The following is a 19,176-nucleotide window of genomic DNA, read 5'->3' as shown; positions in this document are numbered from 1 at the left end:
GGGTTTTTCAGGATCCATATGCCCGCCGAATATTCACCTTTTCAGATCGAACCCGCCGCCCACCGCGACCAGGAAAGCATGCCCCACTAATGACTCAAGCACCATCCACGTCTCCGAAAACCACCGACCCGGCCCGGACAGTCCGCATGGTCCTCTGGATCCTGATCGGAGTCATCCTCGGAGGTGGCCTGATCTGGTACGCGGTCTTCGCCGCTAGCAAACCGTCACCGGAAGCCGTGCAGCCGGCGGCGGACGCCCAGCTCGTCCGCGAGGACAGCCACCGCGTGACCGCCCTGGCCACCGAAAAGGCGCAGTTGGTCGAATTCCTGGACTTCGAATGCGAATCCTGCCGTGCGGCCGTGCCGCTGGTGGAGGAACTGAAGAAGGAATACGGGGACCGGGTCACTTTCGTGAACCGCTACTTCCCCCTGCCCGGGCACCGGAACTCCGGCACCGCCGCCCTCGCCGTCGAAGCCGCCGCCCAGCAGGGCAAGTATGAACAGATGTACACCAAAATGTTCGACACGCAGCCGCAGTGGGGCGAAAAACAGGACTCCCAGGCCGCCCTGTTCCGCACGTTTGCGCAGGAGCTCGGCCTGGCCCTGGACAAATATGATGCCGCCGTCGCCGATGAGGCGACCAAGGACAGGATCCGCAAAGACGTTGCGGACGGTACCGCCTTGGGCGTCACCGGCACTCCCACGTTCTTCCTCAACGGCGAGAAACTGACGCTGAACACCGAGGAGCAGTTCCGGCAGCTGCTCGATGACGCCACAAAATAGTCCAATCCCACCCACGGATCGGGACGTTCGGGTGGTTGGTCGAAGGAAACGGAATCAGGGACTGCGCCATACGAACGTACCTCGTTAGGGGTAGATAATCCGTGCGTTCCGAGACGACCCTAGTTCAGAACACACATGGCTGAGAACCCCGCCCGAGGGTAGATAAGGCGGACCTGCACGCGCCAGTATTTGATGCTGACCAGGTCGCGGCTGCCGACGGCCGCCGCGCAGCCCGCCGGTGCGGTCAAGGGCCGGTGTTAGTGCCAGCGTGGGCTTCCAGCGCGCGCAGCAGGGGAGCGGGGTTGCCTTTCAGCTGGTCGACGGGGCGGAACGGCCTGCACCTATCCTGCCAGCCAGTCCCAGACCAGCCACTGTTAAGACTCACAGTTGTGCGGGATATCCAGCTCCATGGCTCTGCGGAAGAGTGCTGTAACCGTCGGCTGGAGCTGCCCGCCGGGGAGGAACTGGAATCCTGGGCAGAAGGTCCCGTCGGCGATGAAGACGCGGACGAGTTGCCGTATCACCGGTTCGGGGTCTTCCATGAGCTCGGAAAGCCGGCGGTGCACCTGCTCGAGGGCCGGCAGGGTGAATTCCGCCCGGATCGATGCCCACGTTTGATCGTTGATGGGTTGGCCGTTCACTCTTCTTCCGTTGTTTCGTCGGCGTCGCTGATGCTTTCCAGGAGCCACTGGGTGGAGAGCGGGTTCCGGCGCAGCGTCGCGGTCCGAAGGGCCGAATGAGTGTCGGATCTGACCTGGAGGCGCCAATATTCGATGCTGACGAGGTCACCGCTTCCAACGGCTGCTGTGCGGCGGGTGTCCCACCAGGTGTCTCTCCCGTACCAGTGCTGGGAGTCGGTGGCGGGATCGACAAGCCAGATCCGTCCGTCGTGGCGGATGGCGAGGGGTTTGCCTGCCGGGTCGGTCCGGACCTGAAGCTCGTTGGTCTGGGTGGGGGCTTCGATGGTGCTGGTCATGGGGGTGCGTTCTTTCGTGGTGCGGTCGTGCGGGTGTTTTAGGCGGCTTTGACGAGGGGGAGTTCGTCCCAGTGGGTGGTGTAGCGGGGGGAGAGCATGTCCCGTTTCATGGTCCAGTCCGGTCCGCCGCGGATGCCTCCGTGGCCCAGGCCGATGGATCCGCGCCCGTAGCGGCGGGTGATGTCTTCCAGGAGGGTTCCGACGTGGCGTTCCTCGTGCGGGTTTTCGAACAGGGCCAGGGGTGCCTGGTTGCCGCTGGGGCGCAGGTCGGTGACCATGATGCCGGCCCTGGCGTAGCGGATGCCCTCGCAGATGCGGGGCAGGAGCGCGTGCGCGGCCTTGGTCAGCAGGACGGGGTCGGCGGTGGGCATGGGCAGCGGCACGCAGACCGAGGGGTAGGAGGTGTCTTTCGGGTTGAAGTGTGAGGTGCCGGCGAACGCGGTGAGGACCTTGGCCTGGAGGCCGTGTTTGGCCAGCCGGGCCGAGGCCTGCTGGCCGTAGACGCTCATTACCTGCCGGATCCCGGCGGCGGTGGTGATCGGGGTCGCGAAGGAGCGGGAGAAGATGAGCTGGTCCCGGCCGATGCGTTCTTCTTCCATCGGGATGCAGGGGGTTCCCTGCAGCTCCAGGACGGTGCGCATCATGACCACGGAGAAGCGGTCCCGGATCATGACCGGATCGGCCCGGGACAGGTCAAGGATGGAATGGATCCCTATGGCGTTGAGGCGTTTGGTCAGGTGCGTGGCGACACCCCAGATCTCGATGACGGACAGGCGGCGCATCAACCCTTCCCTGTCCGCGGCGGGCACGGAGTCCCAATGGCAGACCCCGTCGAAGGCCGGGTTGTTCTTGGCCCATTTGTTTGCCAGCTTCGCCAGCGTCTTCGTGGGCGCGATCCCCACACAGACCGGCACGCCCACGTTCCGCCGCACGGTGGCCTTCATGTCCCGGCCCAGGGCCAGGAGTTCGTGCGGGGTGCCTTTGACGCCGAGGAACGCCTCGTCGATGCTGTAGACCTCCAGCCAGGCCGAGTACCGGCCCAGCAGTTCCATGACCCGTGCGCTGATGTCGCCGTAGAGCTCGTAGTTGCTCGAGAGGGCAACGAGGCCCCATTGTTTGGCGCGCGGGGCGATTTTGAACCATGGCTCACCCATGGGGATGCCGAGGGCTTTGGCTTCGGGGGAGCGGGTGACGGCGCAGCCGTCGTTGTTGGACAGGACGATGACGGGCCGTCCCTCCAGGGACGGGTTGAAGGCCCGCTCGGCCGAGGCATAGAAACAGTTCACATCCACATGCGCGATCTGCGGCATGTGCCGCATCACCGCCGGCTTAGTCACGGCCGGCCCTAGACGACATGGAGGCATCGGGTTGCGACGCCCCACACCACCAGATCGGACAAGGACGGCACCCGGATATCCGGGTAGGCCGGGTTCTCCGCCTGCAGCACGACCCCGGCTCCGGTGATCCGCAGTCGTTTGATGGTCAGCTCCCCGTCCAGGACCGCAACGACCACGGACCCGTCCACCGGTTCCAGGGCACGGTTGACGATCAGTTCATCACCGTCGCTGATCCCGGCGCCGGCCATTGACTCCCCGGACACCCGCACGACATAGGTGCTCGTGACGTCCTTGATCAGGTGCTCGTTCAGGTCGATCCGGCCATCGAAGTAGTCCTGCGCGGGCGAGGGATAGCCGGCCGCAACAGCGACCGGAGAGATCAGCACCGACAACAAGGATGCGCCCGCGTCTATCACACGGGGACCAACAACAACGCCCACAACACACCTTTTATTCGAATATATGTTCGATTAAGTGTAGCTCCTGGGCCCGACAGAATAACTATTCACTGTCTTGGTTCCGGCCTCCGGCGGGACGGGTTGTACGCCAGTGGGGACAGCTTTGAGCTGTGCGGAGGGCTCCACCTGTCCACAGTGGGCACAACCCAGTGGGTGTCCTTGCTGCCGGCATGACGTCCTCGGCTGACGTCATCGCCGGTCCTGAGAGGGGTTGTTTCCCGGCGGGCAGCCGGGGGAGCGGCGCGGAGGGTGACGACATCTATCGGGCCGATGAGGAAGCCTCTGCGCGAGTCCGGGGACTCAAGCGCGGAGGCTCCCGGTTCTCCAAGCTGGGGGGACTGGAGAACCGAAGCCATTCTACTGGCGCCCTGACGCTTCGCCGCTGGGAAACGCGACCTTCCGATCACGACCGGGGACGGCGGCCCCGGGTCCTCCCCGTCTGCCATCCCGGGACTGCGGCGTCCAGAAGCTTGGCTTTCATGGGGTCGAGGTCGCCGCGGCGGCGTTTGTACCGCTGCGTGTGGATCCAGACCCCGAGGGTGTGTTCCCGTTCTGAGTCATAGTCGTGGTGGCGGGGCCAGTCATTGCCCTCATGACGGAAGTCCACGAGTTGGGCCAAGCGTTGGTTCCAACGCTCTTCGTCCGCTGCTGCCCTTGGGTTCTCGGCCCACCCCGGCACCTGGGCAAGACCGCGGCTGTAGGCCGGGTCAAGGGTGCCTTCGGCTGCTTCGCGCCGACGATCAGAGAGCCACCGGGCCATCGACCTTTCGTCCCGGTCTGAGGAACGGCCGTCTGGGAGCCGGCCTTCGACCAAGGCCCAGGCGACGACCTCTTCCATGCGGGAAAGGTCCGCGGGGGAGGGGTAAGGGGTAGGTACTGCACCGGCGGCTGCCTGGTGTTCCGCCTCGAGGCCCGGGTCCTGGCAGCGGGCGATGACCAGGTGGTATCCGACGGCGGCCGGTTCGGCGCGCACGAGCTCAGCGATGCGTTTCCGGCTCAGTCCGAGCCGGTACATCAGCACCCATTCCGCGTCAGGAGCGCGCCGCAACCGCCTGTCCATAATGGACCCCATCCTGCCACGGCCCTTCCCACAAGACGGGCGGGCACCGCGCGGGACTAAAGACAGTGCTTCGGGCGTGCGCCGGTGCGGCCGGCGGCCTGGTCGGTGTGGCCGCCCATCGCGGGGCCTGCCTTGCTAAAACTGTTGCTTTTGCCACCTGTCGGGGCCTGCCTTGCCGGGTGGCTCCGGTGCCGGGTCAGGTCAGGTCGGGGGAGGTCAGTCTGTGCCGTGGAGGTCGAAGTCCAGGTCGAGGTCCAGCGGTGAGGTCAGCCGTCTCCAGGTGGAGGTGACCGGGGTGGTGGTCAGCGCGCGGGCGATCGGCATCCGGTCTGCGGCCACGAGCTGGTCCAGGTTCAGCCCGGTCAGGGCGGCAATGTCTCGGACGGGGACCTGGAAGGTGCGGAAGGGGCCAAGCGGGGGAGCCTCGTCGACGGCGCCGGGCCGCGGGACGTCAGGCAGGTTTGCGAGCTCGGGTGTCTGGTCCACGATGTAGCCGGTTGCGGCGAGGTCTCCGTCATGGAGGAAGACGGCGACCTTGAAGTACCGCAGCGGAATGTTCACGCCCCGGTAGGCGGGGTCGGTGTCACTGAAGATCGGGCCGGTGAACACGACGAGCCGTCGCCCGTTGTCGGCTGCGTTCTCCTGCAGATAGGATTCCAGGCCGAGCCAGAGGTCCAGGCCCTGGTTGAACGTTGCCGCTTGGGGCGCGGCGTTCGTGTAGTGGAAGGTGTCCTCGTTGGCCCGGGCGGCCTCTTCCCGGGTCTCGCCCCAGACGGCTGAGGCCCGGCGGACCAGGTGGCCCCGGTCAATATCGTTGCGGGCGTAAACCCTCTCGCCGGTCTGCTGGTCTTCGCCCAGCCGGGGATCAAGCCGCCACTGGATGCCGGAACGGTCCAGGTTCATCAGCTTCGCCCCGTCAATCCCCAGGGCCGTCACCGCGGCAAGGCGTTTGTCCGGCCGCATGAGTACGGAGAAATGCGTGTAGGGCAGAAGGACCGTCTCAACCCCTGCCAGGGTCGGAACGAGCACCGGCACACCGAGGAAGCCGGTGTCGAAACCGGACCGGCCCGACATGTCGCGTGCAGCAGCAGGGCCCGGTCCCGGCAACAGTTCATCCATGCCCGGACCCTAGCAGCCGCCGGTGACAACGAAGTGAAGGAACCGGCCGCTCACAGGTCCAGGGCCCGAAGGCAGAACAGGACACCCCCGGCCCGGCCCACGGGCACCGCAGGTCCACAGACAGTACTTTCGGGCGTCCGCTGGCGCGTCCGGCTGTGGGGGCCAGCGCTGTCCGTCGCAGGGCTCCGGCCCGCCCTGGCCCTGTCTTGTCTACGACGTCTTTTGGTTGCTGTCCTTCGGATTCTAGGCGTCCGCTCCACCCCGTCTAGCCCCGGTCGTTCCTCCCGGGGCCTGCGGTGCAGGAAATGTCCCTCCGGCGCTCCTGCGTCGCTGATTCCCTCCGGGAATTTCCTGCCCCTTGCCCTGCGGGTAGACAGGGCTCCGTCGGCCGCCGAGCAAGCGAGCTTGCCAGCAACCAAAAACAACCGGGGAGAGGGGACGCTGGCCGGTCACCACAGCCGCCCCACCCACCGGAATCCTCTGCAAAAGGAGCAACACCATGATTGAAAAGATCAACCTCACCGGCCCCGCCGACCTGCTGGCGACCATCCCGCACCTGCTGGGCATCACGCCCTCGGAATCGTTCGTGGTCCTCACCGCCAATGCTGGCGCCCTCGGCGCGACCCTGCGGGTAGATGCACCCGAACACGTCGAGCCGGTCAACTACGCGCAGACACTGACCAGCCACGCCGCCAACGACGACAAGGCAACGGCGTCCTACATCGTCGTCTACACCCACGAGAACCAGGACAGCTACCCCTACGCCGCACACGTCGCCGCGCTGGTGTCCGAGCTGGCCGCTGCCCGGATGCCCGTGCGGAACGTCTGGCTCGTGACCTCCACTCACTGGACGGAGTTCGGCACGGACGAGGAGCACCCGCTGGCGCAGATCACCGACAGCGAAGCCAACGCGACGTTCACCTTCTTCGGCAGCGCCACGGACATCGACGTCTACAACCCCGCCCTGCTGGGCACCTGGGCCATGCCGGTGCAGGCACCCGAAGGCACGGAGGCGGACATTGAGGAAGCCTGCGCCGAGTGGGCGGCCGTGCTGGACAGCACCGGGACCCCCGACCACGACACGGCCCGGAGCATCGCGGGAGCCTTCCAGCACAAGATGGTCCGGGACTTCCTGTTCCGCGAGACCATCACCACCCAGAACGGCAACTTCGCCGACGTCATCCTCGGGACCTTCACCGGACGCCCCGACTGGACCCGGGTGGACCGGGCCCAGTCCATAGCGTTCGAGCTGATGAAGGCAGTCCCCACGGGCCAGCGCGCACCGATGCTGACCCTGACGGGTTGGCTGGAATGGCTCAAAGGCAACGGCACCCAAGCGGCCCGGTACCTCAAGCACGCGGACACGGACGCCCCCGGGTTCCGGCTGGCAGGGCTGCTGCTGGAACTGATCAACCGCGGCTCAGTCGCAGAGGTCGCCCGCGACCCGGAAACCTCCTACCAGCGCCACAACAACTAACCGGACAGGGCCGGGCCGGGATCACCAAGAGATCCCGGCCCGGCGTTTTGCCGGTGGCGGGGCGGCCTCCCCCGCTGCGCTCCGCCGGCCGCCGGACGCTCGCGCGGGCGCAGCTCAGAACCCAGCTAGCGTGTAGAAACCACGGCTACAGTGAACCCCAGGAACACTGCACCGACCAGGGAAGCGTGAGCATGGGAACCGAATACATCCTGACCGACGACGACAAGCCGGCGGCTGAGCCCAGCGTGGCTGAGGACGTCGTCGAGATTCGTCTGCTCACCGCCGGCGAACCAACCGGGCCCGCGAACATCGGCTGGGCTCAGGAACACCACAACCTCTAACCACCAGGCAGCGAGACGCTGCCCACCCAAATTTCCTTTGCAGAGGGAAACGGCGAAAGGCCGCCACTTCGGTGCCGCCCTTTCCTCATGCCCGGGATTGTTCCAACACCCGGCGCCACAACAGGAACGCCGCCAGGGCATTCAGGGCGGTAATGAAGACATCGCCCGCAGCCGGCCGGGCGATCACAAGATCGAGGACGACCAGCGTCAGCGCCCCCGCTGCGGCAACTGTGAACACCACGGCCAGGACCCGGAGGACCCGCGGGGAATCCAGCCCAGGACCGCGCCCCGCACGGTCCGGGCGGTTATCACGCCGAGCCGGTTCAGTCATGCCCTCACCCTACTCAGGAAGGGCATGCTCGCGGGGCTCGCATCCCTTCGGGCGTCCGCTGGCGCGGCCGGCTGTTGGGTCCAGTGCTGTCCGTCGCAGAGCTCCGGCCCGCCCTGGCCCTGTCTTGTCTACGACGCTTTTTGGTTGCTGTCCTTCGGATTCTAGGCGTCCGCTCCACCCCGTCTAGCCCCTCCTTCGTCGGGGCCCGCGGTGCAGGAATTTCCCTCCGGCGCTCCTGCGTCGCTGATTTCCTCCGGGAATTTCCCGCCCCTTGCCCTGCGGGTAGACAGGGCTCCGTCGGCCGCCGAGCAAGCGAGCTTGCCAGCAACCAAAAAACAACGGGGGAGAGGGGAAGCTGGCCGGTCACCACAGCCGCCCCACCCCCCGAATCCTCTGCAAAAGGAGCAACACCATGAACGCAATAACCACCAAGACGGTGACCACCCAGGACACCGGGGAAACCATCGACGGCGCGACCGTGCTGGGCGATTACCACGAGAACGGCGGCTACGACTGGATGGAACTCATCGGCGAACACGGCTGGGCCGTCATCCCCAGCTGGGGCAGCGACGGCTGGGACCTCGGCAACTGGCCCTACGTCATGGTCTCCGCCACCCGCACCGCGGACAACATCGGGAACCTGTTCGGCGTCGCCACCTACTGCGAGGGCGACGTGAGCTGCACCTACTACCGGACCAAGGCCCGCCAATGGGACGCGATCAGCGAACAGGCATTCTTCCACTGGAAGAACGGCCAGGCCCACGGCCCGGACGACCTGCCCGAAGCCGCCGCGGAACTGCCCAGCCGCTACCGGATGCCGTACATGGCCAACGTCGCCTAAACCTGCTGAAACCTTGCCGGGCGGAACCACCGCCCGGCAAGGTCTGTCCCTCCCCAACAAAGGACCAGGGCCGCCGAAAGGTTCGGGCGGTCCGCCGCCGGTGATTGGCTGCCGTCGCTGGTCACCGGCGACGGACCGCCATTCCGGTGAAGGACCGCCGGTGGAACAGCCAGCGGGCCGGCCAGGCTAAGAGCGGGGCCGGCATGGGCGGATCCAGGGGAGACGAAGCAAGGGACATGCTCGCAGGGCTCGCATCCCTTCGGGCGTCCGCTGGCGCGGCCGGCTGTTGGGTCCAGTGCTGTCCGTCGCAGGGCTCCGGCCCGCCCTGGCCCTGTCTTGTCTACGACGTCTTTTGGTTGCTGTCCTTCGGATTCTAGGCGTCCGCTCCACCCCGTCTAGCCCCTCCTTCGTCGGGGCCCGCGGTGCAGGAATTTCCCTCCGGCGCTCCTGCGTCGCTGATTTCCTCCGGGATTTCCCGCCCCTTGCCCTGCGGGTAGACAGGGCTCCGTCGGCCGCCGAGCAAGCGAGCTTGCCAGCAACCAAAAAAACAACGGGGGAGAGGGGAAGCTGGCCGGTCACCTGAGCCGCCCCACCCACCGGAATCCTCTGCAAAAGGAGCAACACCATGAACACCACACCCACCCTCGAAATGCTCGACCCGACCACCCTGACCGTGGACATCAACGTCCGCAAGGACGCCGCCCTGACCGCCGATTTCATTGCCAGCATCAAAGAGCACGGCGTGATGGAACCCGTCATCGCCCACCGCAAGGACGACGGCGTGGTGCACGTCCTGATGGGACAGCGCCGCACCCGCGCTGCCGTCGAAGCCGGACGGACCAGCATCCCGGTGATGATCATCGAGTCCCCCGAGGAGGCCGAACGCATCGTGACCCAGGTCGTGGAGAACATCCAGCGCGCCGAACTGACCGAAGCGGACGAGGCCGCCGCCTACCACCAGCTGTCTTTGATTGGCGTCTCGGCCGCCGCGATCGCCAAGAAGACCGGGCGGACCAAGACCACCGTGGAAGGGGCGCTGAAAGCCAAGTCCTCGACCGCCGGATCCGCCGCCCTGGGCAAGGGATACACGATTGATGAAGCGCTCATCATGGCCGAATTTGAAGGTAGCCAGGACGCCACGGATGAGCTGGAGTCCGTGATCGCGGACGAACCCGATCAGCTCCTGCACGTCGCGCAGATGCTGCGGGACCGCCGCGACCGCGCCGCCGCCCTCGCCGCCCTCATCGCCGAGCTCGAGGCGCAGGGCAAGACCATCGTGGAGGACGCCGGGCACTACTCCAACGAAGAGAACCTGTACGTCTCGGCCGCGAAGCGGGCCGACGGGGAACCGGCCACCGACGAGGACGCCAACGCCTACCTGATCAGCACCGACTACCGGGGCCAGCACAACGCCAACCCCGTCATCACCGGCTGGAAGGACCTGGGCTTCACCCCGAAGTACGAACGCTACGACGGCGGCACGCAGGCCCAGAAAGGCCCGATGACCGAGGAACAGAAAGCCGAACGGAAGACCCTGATAGCCAATAACCGCGAGATGGAAAGCGCCACCAAGGTCAGGCGCGAATTCGTAAAGACCCTGCTGTCGCGGAAGACCGCACCGAAGGGCTGGCAGTACTTCACCGTCCACGCCATCACCCACGACCCCGAAACCGCCAGCGGCTACGACGGCAAGGTCGCCACCGAGATGATCGGGGCCAAGACCGGGGAGGACACCGACCGGTGGGGCTGGAACCCGTTGCGGGACCACACCGCCAAAACCACCGCACGGCCCGAGTTCTCCCTCATCGCACTGATCTGCGCAGGGTATGAAAAGACCATCCAGAAAGACTCATGGCGGTCCGCCGAGAAGCGGCACTTCCACTACCTGAACCAGCTCACCGCATGGGGGTACACGGCCAGCGCCGTGGAGCAGATAATCATCGATAACCACACCGCCGAAGCGGAGTAGCCTGAAAGTGCGCCGGGCGGTTGATCCCCCAATACAGCCGTCCGGCCGCTCACCCAGTAGGGCAGGGAACCTCCCGGAGGTCGGGCGGTCCGCCGCCCTGGGGGAACCACAGCAGCCACTCACCAGCGACGGACCGCCATTAACCGCGTCAACGCGACTGGCGGACAACCACCCGCGGGACCAGGAACAACGAGGTACCAGGCTGGGGCAGCTCGAAAAACCCTTCAGCTAAGCTGAACCACATATTTCCTTTGCAGAGGGAAAACCAGAGGGGCCGGCACTCACGTGCCGGCCCTTCCTCTTTATCTCAGACAGTCGCGGAAAATCGGGCTAATCCGCGCTGAATAACATCGTCTCGCGCAACGGCTGGACTCGTGCCGGGGAAGAGATGTGCAGTCCTTTGCCTGGAATGGAGGTCACCTCACCCTCCACTACGAGGGTTTCCTTTGTGCTGAACCACTCATGGGACTTGCGGAGATTGTCGGCGGAGAGAAGCAAAGCTATTTCACAACTGCGTCCCTTTCGGACCGTCTGGATCTTTACTTCACCGAACGTCAGGGACTCTTCGTCTCTAAGTTGGACGATGGGTCCGGTAAAGGATTCCGTCTGCTTTTTGGGGGAAGGGCGCATCTTTTTGGCCGTCAACTTTAGAAGATCCGATGCCCCGGCTGCTATCGATACAGACTTAGGGAGAGTCGAGTTGGACTCCAGAGCGGCAGCCCATACAAATTCGGCTGAGAACACTGAGACGGCTTCGGCGGAGACGATGTCATGTAGGGCCGCAACCATTTCCCGGCTTACGCCGGCGGTAATCAGATCCTCCATGGTTCCAGCTGAGGGCTCCTTAGCTGGATCTACCACCAGCCGTTGTACTGCGGTGAGGGCTTGCGCCATGGTCCGCGTGGCCCGCCGCTGTTCAGGCTCATGATCGTAGGAAAAAAGCTGATGTCCCGACGCGTCTTTGCCCTTGATGGAACTGATGTCTAGGGGCACAAGCATTGGAAGGATGTACGACCCCTTCTTGGTGTGACCAAAGCGGGCCTGCTCCACAATTCTCTCTGCTGGCTTGGAATAGTTACCTCCAATTTGGGCTCTGGGCCCACGCGACGTCGTGGCACTGGCCCTGAGGATTGTTCTTGCTGTCGAAATTAGAGAGAACCCGGCTTCGACCGGGATCGAACCTTCAATGAGGATGTCGTCTGCTGCCCGAAAATCTGTCACATCGACATATGCGTTCCGAATTGCTGTCGACACGGTGGGCGCAGTTTCACGTAGGGGGGCTGCTATGCGGGCGATAACCCCGTCCCACTGCAAGTCACTTGGTGACAGTTCCCATGGGATGGCAACCACGGCCCCCTCATCATGCCTCCAGAGTTTGCCTGCTGATCCTTGGTTCATGGGCCGCCACTCGTGCCTGGTCAGGAACCATTCGAGGCTCTCCGAGGCCATCATGCGGCATCTTCCTCGGAGAAGCAGGCCAGGAGGTCCGCGTTCCAGGATGCAAGTGTTTCGGCCGTGAGTCTGTTCGTTCGTTGGATCGTGATCGAGGCGCCCATGGATGTCGGATCGATTTTCGCCCAATAAGCAGAGGAACGGTGCGTCGTGATGTCCGCGCCGTCGTAGTCGATCCAGTCGCTGGGCACATCCGTTGGCACCTGAACCACCACAAAATAGGCCGGGCCGATGTTCCTAGACCATTTGGTTTTCCACTCTTCAGTGACCGGCCAGGATAGGACACCCGCGGATCCGAAGCTCTTCTTCGTGCACTTCACCTGAATGCGCACAGGAAGCGCCGGAAACTGGACTGAGCCGTCGATTGCAAGCACATCTTCGTCTGGGGAGGTTTCATCGAATCCAACGCCAAACTGCGCGCAAACGTTCTGGAAGTATGCAATCCCGTAGCGACCCTTCCGGGCATTTGGGGACAACGTCGACCCTATTGGTGTTGCGCTACTCACGGAACTCCCCATAGCAATGAACAAGTTTGCCCATGCTACAGGTGGAGAGGGGACAGACAGGTTGCAGTGCACGGTGTGCAGCCTATTTCTCTGGAGAGTCTAAGGGGGCGCCCCCGTCGTTCCTGGTGGCCCACCACAGAACCTTGACGTGGGCCAGAAGACCCCCATAATCCACGTGGCCCTGCGTGGTGGCAGACGGGTGAACCAAGGCGAGGGCAACAATTAGGGTCTCCATGCCCATTGGTGTGCGGCGACGGCGGCCTGGCAGTAGCAAAGGGATATGGCCCTTGTCACATCCGTCAGGAACTTTTTAGACGTCGGAATCGGAGGGCATATGCACTTGCCGCCGCGTAAGCTTCGCCCCTATGCCGCGGCTGGACCATATGATCAGAGACGTCGGTTTTAGCCGATTTCACCTGTTTTCTCTTCTCCGGGGGTCCTTTCATGGCAACGACGTTCGATGTACTGCTTGATTCGTACCGTGACCTAGCGGACTCGGAGCGGATGAAGGGGAACTACTTCGAGCAGCTCGTGGGCCGGTACTTGGAGAAGGACGGCGTCCAGGCCCCTCAGTACCGGAACGTGTGGTTGTGGAGGGACTGGCCGGCCCGTGACGGTAAGAAGGACAACGGCATTGACCTTGTGGCCGAGCGTCAGGATGGCGGTCTCACAGCGATCCAGTGCAAGTTCTATGCCGAGGGTCACCGGATCCAGAAATCCGATATTGATTCGTTCATTTCCGCGTCGGGGAAGCTGGCTTTCTCTCACCGGCTGATCGTGGACACCACGGGCCGGGACTGGTCTCCTAACGCGGAGGAGATGCTGGACGGTCAGCACCTGCCGATTCAGCGCATCGGGCTCACTGACTTCCGAAACTCCAACATCGACTGGGCAACGTACGAACTTACCGACCCTGCCAAGGCTCCCAAGCTGCATGAGAAGAAGCAGCTGCGGACTCATCAGCACGAAGCAGTCAACGCCGCAATGACGGGTTTTGAAACCAACCACCGCGGCAAGCTCATCATGGCGTGCGGCACCGGTAAGACCTTCACCGCACTAAAGATTGCCGAGCGTTTTGCAGAGCAGGAGACCCACGTCAGGGTGCTCTTCCTTGTGCCCTCGCTGGCGTTGATGTCCCAGTCGTTGAAGGAATGGTCGGATGAGACCACGCAGGCGATGCACGCCTACGCCGTCTGCTCCGACAACAAGGTGGGCCGGCAAAAGAATTCCGACTTTACTGATGTGGCCATCCATGACCTGCAGATCCCGGCCACGACGGACGGGGCCACCCTGCTGGAGGCCATGGGAACCCGTGAGCTGGATGAGGGAATGACGGTCGTGTTTTCCACCTACCAGTCCATCGATGCAGTGTCCCAGGCACAGAAAGCCGGGCTGCCGGACTTTGACCTGATCATCTGCGACGAGGCCCACCGCACGACCGGCGCCACCTTGGCCGGCACCGAGGATTCCCATTTCGTGAAGGTTCACCGGAACGACGTCGTCGCGGGCGCCAAGCGCCTATACATGACGGCCACCCCGCGCCTATTCAACGACGACACGAAAAACAAGGCGCTGGAGCGGGACGCGATCCTGTGTTCCATGGACGACGAGACCATGTACGGGCCGGTGTTCTACCGGATCGGCTTCGGCGAAGCCGTTACGAAAAAACTCCTGACCGACTACAAGGTCCTGGTCCTTGGCGTGGAGCAAAGCCAGGTTGTCGCGAGCTTCCAGGATCAGCTGGCGGATTCGGACATGGAACTGCAGATCGACGACGTCGCCAAACTCATCGGCTGCTGGAACGGCCTGGCCAAGCGCCGCTCCGGCACCCACGAGGCGTCCTTCGGCAACGACCTGGCTCCTATGAAACGCGCGGTGGCATTCAACCGGGACATCAAGTCCTCCAAGCTTGTCGAGTCTGAATTCCCGGATCTGGTCCGGGTGCACCTTGCCAACCTCGACAACGATGACCCCACCGATGATCTAAAGGTCGAGGTCAAGCACGTGGACGGCGGCTTCAACGCCATCACCCGGGCTGAACGGCTCGACTGGCTCAAGGAAGACATCGATGGCCCCGAGGATCAGCCCGTCTGCAGAATCCTCACCAATGCCCGCTGCCTCACCGAGGGAGTGGATGTCCCCTCTCTGGACGCCGTCCTGTTCCTGAACCCACGCAATTCCATGGTCGACGTCATCCAAGCCGTGGGCCGGGTGATGCGCATCGCCAAGGGCAAGCAGTTCGGCTACATCATTCTGCCCATCGCCATCCCCGAAGGCATGTCCACCTCCGAGGCCCTGCGGGACAACAACCGCTACAAGGTCGTCTGGCAGGTCCTCCAGGCCCTCCGAGCTCACGATGAACGCATGGACGCAGCGATCAACCAGATCGAGCTCAACGCCAAAGCACCCGAATCCATCCTTGTCGACACCGTCGACCTCTCCCCGAAGAAGAAAGCAAAGACGAATGTGGGCGGTAACGCCGGCGGCGGCGAAGCCACAGGGGGCGGAAATGGCGACGACGGAGAGGGTGAACCAAGCTACGTGCAGCCGGCGCTCCAGTTCCCGGTGGGGGAGTGGAAGGACTCCGTCTACGCCAAGATCGTGGACAAGTGCGGCAACCGCATGTACTGGGAAGACTGGTCCAAGGACATTGCGGACATCGCGAACAAGCACATCGCGCTTATCAACAACCTCTTGGCCGGGGCGAACCCCGAACATCGCAAAGCCTTTGACGATTTCATTCAGGGCCTACAAGAGAACCTGAACCCGGAGATAGATCAGGCCCAGGCCGTGGAAATGCTCGCCCAGCATTTGGTCACCAAACCTGTCTTCGATGCCATGTTCGCCGACTCAAACTTCACCGAACACAACCCTGTTTCGCTTGCCATGCAGAACATCCTGAATCAGCTGGACGAGAACTCCGCGTTCGAAAAGGAGCGCGCCGGTCTGGAGAAGTTCTACGACTCGGTCCGGGCCCGCGTGAAGTCCATCGATAACGCCGCAGCCAAACAGAAAATCATCCTGGAGCTGTACGACAACTTCTTCCGCAACGCCTTCCCCCGCGTCGCGGACCGCCTCGGCATCGTCTTCACCCCGGTTCCGGTGGTGGACTACATCCTGCGGTCCGCGGATGCAGCCCTGCGCCTCGAGTTCGGCAAGTCCCTCTCGGATGAGGGCGTCTCCATCCTCGAACCCTTTGTTGGCACCGGCACCTTCGTGACGAGGCTGCTCCAGTCCGGGTTGATCAAGCCTGAGGACCTGCACCGCAAGTACACACAGGAGCTCTATGCCAACGAGATAGTCCTGCTCAGCTACTACATCGCCGCCATCAACATCGAGACCGTCTTCGCCGAGGAATCCACCAAGCACGGCCTCGACCACGGCTATGTGCCATTCGACGGCATCGCCCTCACCGACACCTTCCAGCTCAACGAATCCGATGGCGCCTTCGACTCCGTCGTATTCCCAGAAAACTCCGAGCGGGTGCAGCGGCAGAAGAACCAGGACATCCGCGTCATCGTCATGAACCCGCCCTACTCAACCGGACAGACGAGCGCGAACGACAACAACCAAAACCAGAAATACCCTCTGTTGGACGCATCCATTGCGGAAAGCTACGCGAAGCTGTCTACGGCGACGAACAAAAACAGCCTCTACGATTCCTACATCCGCGGCATCCGCTGGGCGGCCAACCGCATCAAGCACGACGGAGTCATCGCCTTCGTATCGAACGGATATTTCATCGACGGCAACACCGCGGACGGCATCCGCAAGACCTTCGCGAACGAGTTCAGCCGGATCTTTGTCTATAACCTCCGGGGAAACGCACGTACGTCAGGAGAGCCGCGTCGCAAAGAGTCGGGGAACGTCTTCGGTGAAGGTGCCCGTACACAGATAGCCGTCTGCATCCTGATCAAGAACTCAGCGAGGTCCGGTCCCGCCGACATACAGTATCGGGACATTGGCGATTACCTCACCCGGGACCAGAAGCTCGACATCCTCGCAATCGAACAGTCCCTCGAAGGGACGGAATGGGAATCCATCACCCCAAACCATCATGGGGACTGGATCAACCATCGCGACGAAGAGTACGACACTTATCAGCCCCTCGGAGACAAGGCAACCAAAGGCAAGCTGGGCACGCCCGCCATCTTCGAGAACTATTCCTCAGGCCTGAAGACGAACCGCGATGCCTGGTGCTACAACTTCTCCAGGGCCGCCGTCGAGTCCAACATGCGCCGCATGATCGGGTTCTACAATTCGCAGCACGGCAATGAAGCTCCGGACATGAATGCAACGCAAATCAGCTGGAACCGTGCACTTCTAGGTGACCGGGCAAAAGGCGTCGAACACTCCTTCAAGACTGACGCCGTTGTCTCGTCGATGTACCGGCCGTTCTGTCGGCAAACGGCCTACTTCAGCCGCGACATGAACGACATGGTGTACCAGTTGCCGAAGTTGTTCCCCACAGGGGCTCATCAGAACCTTGTCATTCTGGTCAACGCGGATAAGCGCAGGGCATCGGATGTGCTCCTGACCGATCAGCTTCCAGATCTACACGCAATTGGCGACACTCAGTGCTTCAGTCTGTACACCTACGAGCCCGCGCCCGAGGGTGAGCTCGCGCTTGAATTGGGAACCTCCGTCGCCCTTGATGGGTATATCCGGAGGGACAACATTACGGACGCCACGCTGGTCACCTATCGCGGATTTTATGAGGACTCAGACATCAGCAAGGAGGATATTTTCTACTATGTCTACGGTGTTCTCCACAGCCCGATTTATAAGGAGCAATACAAGGCCGATCTGATGAAGATGCTGCCGCGGATCCCCAAGGTGAAAGATTTCCGGAACTTCAGCACAGCGGGGCGCGAGCTGGCGGACCTGCATCTGAATTATGAGACCGTTGAACCGTATCCGTTGGAGGAGATATTGAACGGGGCCGCGATTCCGACGGGTTTAGTCACCGACGAAGCTTACGACTTCTACAGTGTGACCAAGATGTCCTTCGGGGCACGCAAGGATCGCTCGAGCATCATCTTCAACTCGCGCATCACGCTTGCCGGCATCCCCGCGGAGGCGTTCGACTACCAGGTAAATGGCAAGTCTGCAGTCGAGTGGATCCTGGAGCGTTACCAGGTCACCACGCACAAGGATTCGCAGATCACCAACAACCCGAACAGCTACTGCCGCGAAGTCGGGAACCCGCGCTACATCCTGGACCTCATCAGGCGTATCGTCACAGTCTCGCTGGCGTCGATGAAGATTGTCGGTCAACTGCCAGATCTGGACATCGCCGAATGAGCGGCGGGAGGATCTGACCGGCTCTATGTAAGGATCGGTCTATGCCGCTGCAGAAACTCCACCGGAATCCGGCAGAACTGGATTCCCTGAACCTTTATGCCACATTGGGGGCAGGGCTCCGTGATTCCCGCCGCCTAGATGATCCCGAACGGGTTCAGGAGTTTGTTTCGAGAGTTCACGACGGTGTTTCAGCCTCACTCTCGCGCCCTTCAACGGTGTACGGCTGGCACACGCAGAATTTCTTTGGTGCCTTGGTGGCAGCTTTGGACGGTGTTCAGCTGCTGAAGGAAGAAGACGCCGGAACAGCATATTACGCGGGGACAAAAATCAAGATCCCTGACTGGTCGCTGATCCTGGATGACGGGCGCAGGCTGCTGGTAGAGGTGAAGAGTGTCGGGCCCAAGGACACCTTTAAAGGCCTGAAAATAAGCGCAGGTGAGGTTGAAGGGATTGCTCGCTACGCGACCATGATGGGATGCGAACCGTATTTGGCGTGCTACTGGTCCGGCATTAACCAGTGGACACTCGTTCCCATTCACAAGCTTTCCGCAGCTCCCAATACGAGGAAGATCCTGCTCCCTCTGAAATCGGCACTCATGTGGAGTGAGATGTCGATTTTAGGGGACCGGATGCTGGGAGTTGTTCCCCCTCTGAAGCTTGTCATCCACCCCTCCGATAGTCCTGAGGAGAACCAGGCCACTAATGACGGAGCGAACTTTAAGATTGCCAAAGTCGAAAAATGGTGCGGGAACCAGCTGATGCAGACCAAGATCGAGAACGACCTTGTGATGTTTCTGCTACTCCACTCAGATTGGGAGGAAGATGAGGAAATTGTCCTATCCGACGATGGGGGCCGGCTCAAGAGGATCAGCTGGACTCTAAGACCTCCCGAACAAGAAGTCCGTCAGAACTTTGCAGTTGTGGGTGCTCTGAGTTCGCTGTACTCCTCGCTGTATATGTCAATGACGGCGAATTCTGGATCGGTCACGTCGCTAGCGAGTGAGCCTGATGTCGGGATGCTTCCTCGACTTGTACCAGCCGGCTTTCAATCACCTCGGTTGCCTTTATGGCACTTAGTGGTGAGTCCTCCCCAGTAGAAGAACGGATGAACTGAGGTGCATTCTGTGTCGGCCTCTGGGCCGACCTGAGTGCAGGATGCCTGGCGATGCTCACCTATCGCCGTCAGTTCCAACTCTTCACCGCGACTCCGAGCTCACCTCAAA

16 protein-coding genes are annotated in these 19,176 nt (G+C 62.6%); 7 read left to right on the top strand and 9 right to left on the bottom strand.

Annotated elements, in window-relative coordinates:
• Window positions 1–89: 89 nt before the first annotated feature.
• Window positions 90–782 (top strand): DsbA family protein, encoded by a 693-nt coding sequence (locus tag AR539_RS09500; RefSeq protein WP_066435333.1) that lies wholly within the window; start codon window positions 90–92, stop codon window positions 780–782.
• Between the two features lie 374 nt (window positions 783–1,156).
• Here AR539_RS09500 and AR539_RS09495 read toward each other — a convergent pair whose 3' ends face one another.
• From AR539_RS09495 to AR539_RS09470, 6 genes are all read right to left on the bottom strand, one after another.
• On the bottom strand, window positions 1,157–1,423 hold the full coding sequence (locus AR539_RS09495) for a hypothetical protein (RefSeq protein ID WP_231728559.1): 267 nt from the start codon (window positions 1,421–1,423) through the stop codon (window positions 1,157–1,159).
• On the bottom strand, window positions 1,420–1,758 hold the full coding sequence (locus AR539_RS09490; RefSeq protein ID WP_066435329.1) for a hypothetical protein: 339 nt from the start codon (window positions 1,756–1,758) through the stop codon (window positions 1,420–1,422). The genes AR539_RS09495 and AR539_RS09490 overlap by 4 nt, the downstream gene beginning before the upstream one ends.
• A gap of 38 nt (window positions 1,759–1,796) precedes the next feature.
• Window positions 1,797–3,077, bottom strand: coding sequence for a Y-family DNA polymerase (locus AR539_RS09485; protein WP_197410615.1), 1,281 nt, complete (start codon window positions 3,075–3,077; stop codon window positions 1,797–1,799).
• A 26-nt stretch (window positions 3,078–3,103) separates the two neighbouring features.
• Entirely contained in the window at window positions 3,104–3,535 is a 432-nt protein-coding gene (locus AR539_RS09480; RefSeq protein WP_066435326.1) for a LexA family protein, read from the bottom strand.
• Between the two features lie 421 nt (window positions 3,536–3,956).
• On the bottom strand, window positions 3,957–4,601 hold the full coding sequence (locus tag AR539_RS09475) for a helicase associated domain-containing protein (RefSeq protein WP_231728558.1): 645 nt from the start codon (window positions 4,599–4,601) through the stop codon (window positions 3,957–3,959).
• Between the two features lie 228 nt (window positions 4,602–4,829).
• On the bottom strand, window positions 4,830–5,732 hold the full coding sequence (locus AR539_RS09470) for a DNA/RNA non-specific endonuclease (RefSeq protein WP_082699282.1): 903 nt from the start codon (window positions 5,730–5,732) through the stop codon (window positions 4,830–4,832).
• Between the two features lie 499 nt (window positions 5,733–6,231).
• On the opposite strand from AR539_RS09470, the gene AR539_RS09465 reads away from it, so the two are divergent.
• Window positions 6,232–7,209, top strand: coding sequence for a DUF4192 family protein (locus tag AR539_RS09465; RefSeq protein ID WP_066435314.1), 978 nt, complete (start codon window positions 6,232–6,234; stop codon window positions 7,207–7,209).
• 191 nt (window positions 7,210–7,400) lie between these two features.
• Entirely contained in the window at window positions 7,401–7,550 is a 150-nt protein-coding gene (locus AR539_RS19495; protein ID WP_197410586.1) for a hypothetical protein, read from the top strand.
• 85 nt (window positions 7,551–7,635) lie between these two features.
• On the opposite strand, the gene AR539_RS09460 is transcribed toward AR539_RS19495, so the two are convergent.
• Window positions 7,636–7,881, bottom strand: a complete 246-nt coding sequence (locus AR539_RS09460; RefSeq protein WP_066435311.1) for a hypothetical protein — start codon at window positions 7,879–7,881, stop codon at window positions 7,636–7,638.
• A gap of 412 nt (window positions 7,882–8,293) precedes the next feature.
• Here AR539_RS09460 and AR539_RS09455 point away from each other — a divergent pair, with 412 nt between their 5' ends.
• Both AR539_RS09455 and AR539_RS09450 read left to right on the top strand, forming a co-directional pair.
• Window positions 8,294–8,722, top strand: a complete 429-nt coding sequence (locus tag AR539_RS09455) for a hypothetical protein (protein ID WP_066435308.1) — start codon at window positions 8,294–8,296, stop codon at window positions 8,720–8,722.
• Window positions 8,723–9,347: 625 nt separating this feature from the next.
• A complete protein-coding gene (locus AR539_RS09450) occupies window positions 9,348–10,691 on the top strand; it encodes a ParB/RepB/Spo0J family partition protein (protein ID WP_066435305.1) in 1,344 nt (447 codons plus the stop codon).
• 330 nt (window positions 10,692–11,021) lie between these two features.
• Here the strand turns inward: AR539_RS09450 and AR539_RS19335 are convergent, their stop codons facing one another.
• Window positions 11,022–12,143, bottom strand: a complete 1,122-nt coding sequence (locus AR539_RS19335) for a hypothetical protein (RefSeq protein ID WP_157360963.1) — start codon at window positions 12,141–12,143, stop codon at window positions 11,022–11,024.
• A complete protein-coding gene (locus tag AR539_RS09440; protein ID WP_197410585.1) occupies window positions 12,140–12,649 on the bottom strand; it encodes a DUF4365 domain-containing protein in 510 nt (169 codons plus the stop codon). Before AR539_RS09440 ends, AR539_RS19335 begins: the two co-directional genes overlap by 4 nt.
• Window positions 12,650–13,093: 444 nt before the next feature.
• Here AR539_RS09440 and AR539_RS09435 point away from each other — a divergent pair, with 444 nt between their 5' ends.
• Together AR539_RS09435 and AR539_RS09430 are read left to right on the top strand one after the other, a co-directional pair.
• Window positions 13,094–17,953 carry a DEAD/DEAH box helicase gene (locus AR539_RS09435; RefSeq protein WP_066435293.1) on the top strand — a complete coding sequence of 1,620 codons (4,860 nt, stop codon included), beginning with the start codon at window positions 13,094–13,096 and terminating at the stop codon, window positions 17,951–17,953.
• Between the two features lie 41 nt (window positions 17,954–17,994).
• Window positions 17,995–19,050: a hypothetical protein gene (locus AR539_RS09430; protein WP_157360961.1), complete on the top strand. Its 1,056-nt coding sequence runs from the start codon at window positions 17,995–17,997 to the stop codon at window positions 19,048–19,050.
• The last annotated feature ends 126 nt before the right edge of the window (window positions 19,051–19,176 follow it).

Origin of the sequence: Arthrobacter sp. EPSL27 (assembly GCF_001512305.1) — a bacterium.
Classification (GTDB): Bacteria; Actinomycetota; Actinomycetes; order Actinomycetales; family Micrococcaceae; genus Arthrobacter.
The sequence above is the reverse complement of the archived record's forward strand: the minus strand, read 5'-3'. Positions and strand labels throughout refer to the sequence as shown.